The organism is Mycobacterium sp. TH-M106 (assembly GCF_057473765.1).
This window is the reverse complement of sequence record NZ_JBYCLE010000427.1, coordinates 1-6,178: the sequence shown is the minus strand read 5'-3', so window position 1 is coordinate 6,178 and position 6,178 is coordinate 1. Positions and strand designations below refer to the sequence as shown.

Genomic DNA, 6,178 nt, shown 5'->3' with positions numbered 1-6,178 from the left:
CGCCGACCACACCGGCCAGCCCGGCCGGAACGGGCGCGCTGGCCGCCGGCATACCGGCCGACCAGTGCGCGATCCGGCAGACCCACCACAATTCCGGGCCGGTGAACCGGATCAACAGCTGCGCGCCGGCCGGCCACCACCCGCACAACGCCGCGGCCGTGCTGCCCAGCACGGTGATCGGCGCGACCAGCGGCGCCACCGCGAGGTTGGCCGCCACACCGACCACGCTGACGCGGCCCGACACTCCGGCGATCAGCGGAGCGGTCACCAGCTGCGCGGCCCACGCCACGCACACCGCCGCCGCCAGCGGCCGGGGCCAGCCGCGCGATACCAGGCGGGCCGCCCACACCGGCGCGATCGTCACCAGCGCCGCGGTGGCCACCACCGACAACGCGAATCCCACGTCGACGGCGAGCTGCGGTGCGACGGCCAGCAGCACCAGCACGCTGGCCGACAGGCTCGGCAGTGCCTGACGCCGCCGCGAGGACAGCATCCCCAGCAACCCGATCGCCCCCATCACCGCCGCCCGCAGCACGCTGGCCGTCGGCTGCACCACGATGACGAACGCCACCAGCGCCAGCGCGGCCAGCAGCACCGCAGCGCGTGGGCCGACCAGCCGCGCCAAGAACAGCACCGCCCCGCAGACGATCGTGACATTGGCCCCGGACACCGCCATCAGATGCATCAGGTTGGAGTCGCGGAACTCCCGGCTGGTGGCGGCGGTGACCGCGGAGGTGTCGCCGAGCACCAGCGCCGGCAACATCCTGGCCTGCTCGTCGGATAACGCCCGGCGGGCGGCGGCGGCGAACTGGGTGCGGACGGTGTGAGCGGCCCGCTGGGCGACTCCGGCCCGGCCCCAGGCGGGCTGTCCGGTCGCGGTGAGCACCGCCACCGTCAGGTCGCGCCGGGCGGGACGGGCGATGCGCGCGCGGAAGGCCACCGGTTGACCCACCGTCAGCTTGCCGAAGTCCGCGCTGGGCGCAAAAATCACCACCCGGCCGGACGACACGTCACCGCCCAGCCGCTGCAGGGTGGCGCGGAACATCAGCCGCCGCCCACCCGCCGGCAGCGCACTCTCGCTGGGGGTGACCGTCACCGCAGCGACGGTGCCGAACGCCGCGGTGACCGGATGGTGACGGACCGCGTCGGCCCGCAGCGCGACCGCGCACCCGAAACCCGCTCCCACCACCGCGACCGCGACCAGATTGGCGCTCACCATGCGCCATCCCGGGCGGGAAACCCGTTCGGCGCGCCACCACAGCGCACCCGATGCGACACCCAGCAGTACGCACAGCGCCGCGATCAAACCCCCGACCGGCCACACGATCCCGGCTGCGGTGACGATCCAGCTGGTCAGCGCCGCCGGAACCAGCCGAACATCCAGCCGCAGCCCCGAGGTCAACAAGCCGCCGGACCGGATGCCGCCACGAACTCAGGTGCGGACCAGCGGACGCAGCTTCGCCAAGCGTGCCGGACCGATCCCGTCGACCTCACCGAGCTGGTCGACACTGGTGAACTTGCCGTGGGCGTCGCGCCACGCCACGATCGCGGCCGCGGTCACCGGGCCGACGCCGGGCAGCGCGTCCAGCTGCTCGATTGTCGCGGTGTTGAGATTGACCACCTCACCGGATACCGGTTTGGGTCGGCTGGATGCCGGGGCGGCGCCGGGGGCGGCGTTGGCTGGGCCGGTCGAGCCGCCGCCGACCGAGCTGCCCAGCACGGTCGGCTGACCGGACGGCGGCGCGATCCCGACGACGATCTGCTCACCATCGGCGAGCTGGCGCGCCATGTTCAACCCGACGGTGTCGGCGCCGTCCAGCGGACCGCCGGCGGCGGTGAGCGCGTCGGCGATGCGAGCGCCGGGCGCCAACGTCGCCAGCCCGGGACTGTGCACCAACCCGACCACGCTAACCACCACCGGCTGGTCGGATCCGTTCGCCCCGCCCGGGGCTGAGCTGGCGCGCGGGCTCGCCGAGGAAACCATCTCCACCGGGGGAAGTTTCGCCGACGTCACCGGTGCCGGCCGATCCCGGATCATGGTGAACACGGTGATCAGCACCGCGATGACGGCCACCGCCGCCAGCGCGATGGCGCCGGCCCGTCCGGGGTCGGCCCGCACCTTGTCCAACCAGGCCGGCCCACCGCCAGTAGTGGACCCGTCGGGCAGCCAGCGCGGCAGCAGCGAATTCGGGTCGCTAGCCGAGCTGGCCGAGCCGGCCGGGTCCGGCCCCTCGTCCTCGTCGTCGGTGGTGTCGGCTCCCGGTTGGCCGGCGAGTCGCCGGCGCAGCCGCTCACCGGGCAATTCTGTTCGCATGCGCCGACCGTAGCTGCGGCGACCGGCCGGATCGTCCGATCAGACAGGGTAAGGACCCAAACTGTGGACCACCCCCAGGTTGTGCAGAAACGGTTCCCCCGCCCCACCGCCACAGCCGGCCACCCGCGAGGGCTGTCGCGGTGGCCCTCCACCGGCGAGGGCTGTCGCGGTGGCCCTGGTAACGATCGCTCTCAGGTGCTCAGCCACTCGCCGACGTCACGGGCGATCCCCGAGGACGGCCTGTACGTCACCTTTGCCGGCGTGACGCCCGGCGGAAGCTTGAACACCACGCAGCCGGCCGCGGTGGAGCCCACTGGGATGATGAACCACCCGTCGATGAAGTCCCTGCACTCGATCACGTTCGCGAGGTCGGCCGTGTACTCCTGCTTGTCGGATCCGACCACCCTGACATTGCTGTTGCTGTTGCCGACGATGGTCGTCGACCCGACATTTTTGATCGTCAGTTTGGTGGCGATATAGGTTTTCCCGGGTTCGGCCCAGCCGTTCGGAACGGTCGCCGGGTTGATGACCTGCACCAGCGTCACCGCGATCGGCTGCTCGCCGATGCGCATGAGGTCGAGGGTCTGACCGATCCGGGCGACCTTCGGCGCGGGCGGCGGCGTCGACGGGAATGTCGTGATTACGCCGGAGTCGCTCGGCTGCATCGAACATGAGGCCGAACCGGATACCGCCATTAAGGCGAATACCGACACGGCGACGACGGACCGTTTCATCTTGCCTACCTTGCCTACCTTGTAACCTTTTCGACCACCGCTACACCGAAAAAGGTACACAGCCTCCGAAACGCCACGAAACTGCGCTGGTCATCCGAAGACAGCAGCAGACGGCTCGATGCAACTGGCACTCACCGCGAAAAGCCAGCCTCCGGGATGATAGGCCGACCGCTCTATCCGCACGCCCGCCGACTGCTGATCTGCGCCGACGGGCGTGCGGTCCCACGGATGCCGGGTGCGGCTATGCAAGGTCGAACTGACCGCGTTGGTCATTGACCTCGGCGGTACTCAATCCAGCGTCACGACCACCTTGGCCGCCCTGGCGAGGGTGTTAGTAACAGGAGACCGTTCCCTGCCGGCCTTGACCACCGCTTCGATCTCTTCCCGGCTCGCCTTAGGTGCGCTGATCTTCAACCTGGCGCGAAACTCCTGGGCGCCGGAGGCTTGTTCGGCGGTGATTCCCTCGGTGATACCCAGGAACAGCGACGCAACATCGAAGTCGGTTTCCACCTCGCAGGCGAAGCTTTCCAGTTCGATTCCCCGAGACGCGGCGGTAGCCACGATGTTGCACGTCAAGCACCCCGCGAGGCCCTGCAAGAGATACTCGGCCGGTGTGGGCGCCTCATCGCTCTTGCCGAGTAGTGAGACGGGATGGTCGCTTGTCATGGTGAACTTTCCAGCACGGCCGGTGTCGGTGTCGCCTCCCTGAGTCATCGCTCCGATCTGAGAGCTGACAAGGCAACCGCCTTGCCATTGGGAGTTGGCCCGGAAGGTCACCTTGGCCAGGTTATGATCATCCCTCACCGCTTCAACCATTGTCGTCAATGCGTTCATGTCGACCCCGTCGACCACGTTCGTGCTTCCCATCATTGAACTCCTGTTCATGTCATCTCTTGGCCCAAAATCGGTATCCGCGCATCGTCAATGACGCTGCGCAATCCTCACATTCGGTAGTGCGGATGTAAACAGGGTGACGGGTTTTCCCCTATGCGTACTAGGGCCGTTCGGCTCTAAACTTGCGGGCCGGTCACCGGCCGGGCCAGGCCGAAAGTCACACCTGCTTGTTAGCCACCAGGTCACCGGAGACAGCGTTGACAGTGACGTCGTGTTCGACCAGGTAGGTGTCCCACACCTGGGCCTCCCAGACAGTGGTGGCGTTGGCGTCGGTGAGCTTCAGTTCGGTGATCGAACCGTTCGGCACCGCCGCGAGCATCTTGTCCACCGCCGACCGGTAGTCCAGCTGCGCGGCCTGCGCCCCATGCAACAAGGCGCGGCGCTTTTCCTTGTCTGCGGTGCTGTCGTTGTTCGGGGTGGGCCCGACCAACACCGTGAGGCCGTCGACTCCGATTTTCAGCTGCTGCTCGGTGCCGTCCGGGCTGGTCAACCGGACCTTCCAGGTTCCCGCGTCGTCGGTTTCGCTTTCGATGAAAGTCAGCGTGCCATCCGGCGTTTTCGCCGCGGCGGTCGCCGCGGCGCGCAACAGCGTCTGCGGGTCGGGCGGGCTGGTCGGGCGGGACCACGATGCACCGGAGCTGGTGGACGTCGCCAGCGAGCTGGCCGGGGCGGCCTTATTGCTGTTGGCGCAGCCGGAAAGCACCGGCACCACCAGGGCGGTCAGGGCGGTCAGGGCGACAAGCGCGGCACCAGCCGAGAGTCGATGTGTCACAGCGGCCATGACGGCATGGTAGCGGAGCGCTTCGGCCGACGTTCGGCCCCGGTGGTGCCGTGTGCCCACAGGCGGGAGCTGTTGATCCGAATTCCCGCGCCGCATCGTCGAACCCCCTACGATCCTTAGACAAGCGAAGGTTATGCTGCCCGTTGGGCGATTCGCGACGGACTGTCGGAAGGCGGTGAGGTGAAAACGATCTCCGCTACCCGCGCCCTCAAAAGGGCATGGATACCACTGATCTTCGTGGTGGTGATCGCTGTTTCCGGCGTGGTCGTCGCACGGCTGCACCGGATCTTTGCGTCTCAGGATCTCAACGCCAACGCGGGCGCGGGGATCGAGATCGTGCAGTTCAACCCGAAATACATCGGCTACGAGGCCTTCGGCCCCCCCGGTACCGTCGCCAGCATCAACTACTGGGACGCCGAGGCCAACGTCCACCAGCTCAACGGCGTCCCGCTGCCGTGGTCCTACACCGTCGTCACTGTCCTCCCCGCGGTCATGGCCAACATCGCGGTGCAGGGGAACACCGGCGAAATCGGCTGCCGCATCAAGATCGACGATCGGCTCCTCGACGAACGGCGCGCCGTGGGCGGTAACGCCCAGACCTTCTGCCTGGTGAAATCCGGATGACGGCACCCAAAGCACCCAAAGCACCCGCCGGCGGACACACCGACAACCGCGGCAAACAACCGTTTTTCGCACACATGCTGCGCATCTTCGCGGTGCCAATCATCGTCTTCTGGGTGCTGCTCACCATCGCGGTGAACACCCTGGTTCCGCAGCTGGAAGTGATCTCCGAGGAGCACTCGACACCGCTGGCGCCCATGGATGCACCGTCGATGCAGGCGATGATGAGGGTCGGCCATAATTTCAAGGAATACAACTCCAACAGCACGGTGATGCTGGTTCTGGAGGGGCAACAGGAACTCGGGGAGGCCGCCCATCACTACTACGACGAGATACTCAAGAAGCTGGCAAAAAACCCCGCGTACGTCGAGCATATTCAGGATTTCTGGAGCGACAGGTTAACCGCGGCCGGTGTCCAGAGCGCCGACGCCAAGAGCGCCTACGTGCTGCTCAATCTCGTCGGCAACCAAGGCACCACCTACGCCAACGATTCCGTCAAAGCTGTTCGCAAGGCGGTCGCCGACACCCCGGCGCCACCGGGCGTCAAGGCGTATGTCACCGGCCCGGCGGCACTCACTGCGGACCTGCGGGCAATCGGCGATGCGAGCCTGGCGAAGATCACGCTGTTCACCATCGGCGCGATCACGGTCATGTTGCTGGTTGTCTTTCGATCGCTCACCACGATGTTGGCGCAGCTTTTCCTGACGCTGCTGGAATTGTCCTGCGCCCGGGGGGTCGTCGCGTTCCTTGGATATCACAACGTCATGGGCCTCACCACATTCGCGGTCAACATCATGGTGATGCTGGCGATCGCGGCGGGCACCGATTACGGGA

7 protein-coding genes are annotated in these 6,178 nt (G+C 67.3%); 2 read left to right on the top strand and 5 right to left on the bottom strand.

Going from position 1 to position 6,178, the window contains the following annotated elements; translation table 11 throughout:
- The 5 genes from AC2VOP_RS15165 to AC2VOP_RS15145 all read right to left on the bottom strand — a co-directional run.
- Nucleotides 1-1,402 (bottom strand): ComEC/Rec2 family competence protein (locus AC2VOP_RS15165; RefSeq protein WP_486961746.1); only part of this gene is annotated, 1,402 nt, incomplete at its 3' end.
- A gap of 30 nt (nucleotides 1,403-1,432) precedes the next feature.
- Complete coding sequence (locus AC2VOP_RS15160) at nucleotides 1,433-2,314, bottom strand: ComEA family DNA-binding protein (RefSeq protein WP_486961745.1); 882 nt, start codon at nucleotides 2,312-2,314, stop codon at nucleotides 1,433-1,435.
- Between the two features lie 191 nt (nucleotides 2,315-2,505).
- The gene (locus AC2VOP_RS15155) at nucleotides 2,506-3,048 is read right to left on the bottom strand and encodes a DUF4352 domain-containing protein (protein WP_486961744.1); all 543 of its coding nucleotides are present in this window, start codon (nucleotides 3,046-3,048) and stop codon (nucleotides 2,506-2,508) included.
- A 288-nt stretch (nucleotides 3,049-3,336) separates the two neighbouring features.
- Nucleotides 3,337-3,900: an OsmC family protein gene (locus tag AC2VOP_RS15150; RefSeq protein WP_486961743.1), complete on the bottom strand. Its 564-nt coding sequence runs from the start codon at nucleotides 3,898-3,900 to the stop codon at nucleotides 3,337-3,339.
- A 199-nt stretch (nucleotides 3,901-4,099) separates the two neighbouring features.
- A complete protein-coding gene (locus AC2VOP_RS15145; protein ID WP_486961742.1) occupies nucleotides 4,100-4,723 on the bottom strand; it encodes a PepSY domain-containing protein in 624 nt (207 codons plus the stop codon).
- 180 nt (nucleotides 4,724-4,903) lie between these two features.
- On the opposite strand from AC2VOP_RS15145, the gene AC2VOP_RS15140 reads away from it, so the two are divergent.
- Together AC2VOP_RS15140 and AC2VOP_RS15135 are read left to right on the top strand one after the other, a co-directional pair.
- The gene (locus AC2VOP_RS15140; RefSeq protein ID WP_486961741.1) at nucleotides 4,904-5,347 is read left to right on the top strand and encodes an MmpS family transport accessory protein; all 444 of its coding nucleotides are present in this window, start codon (nucleotides 4,904-4,906) and stop codon (nucleotides 5,345-5,347) included.
- Between the two features lie 74 nt (nucleotides 5,348-5,421).
- Nucleotides 5,422-6,178: MMPL family transporter (locus AC2VOP_RS15135; RefSeq protein ID WP_486961740.1), on the top strand; the 757-nt coding region annotated here is incomplete at its 3' end.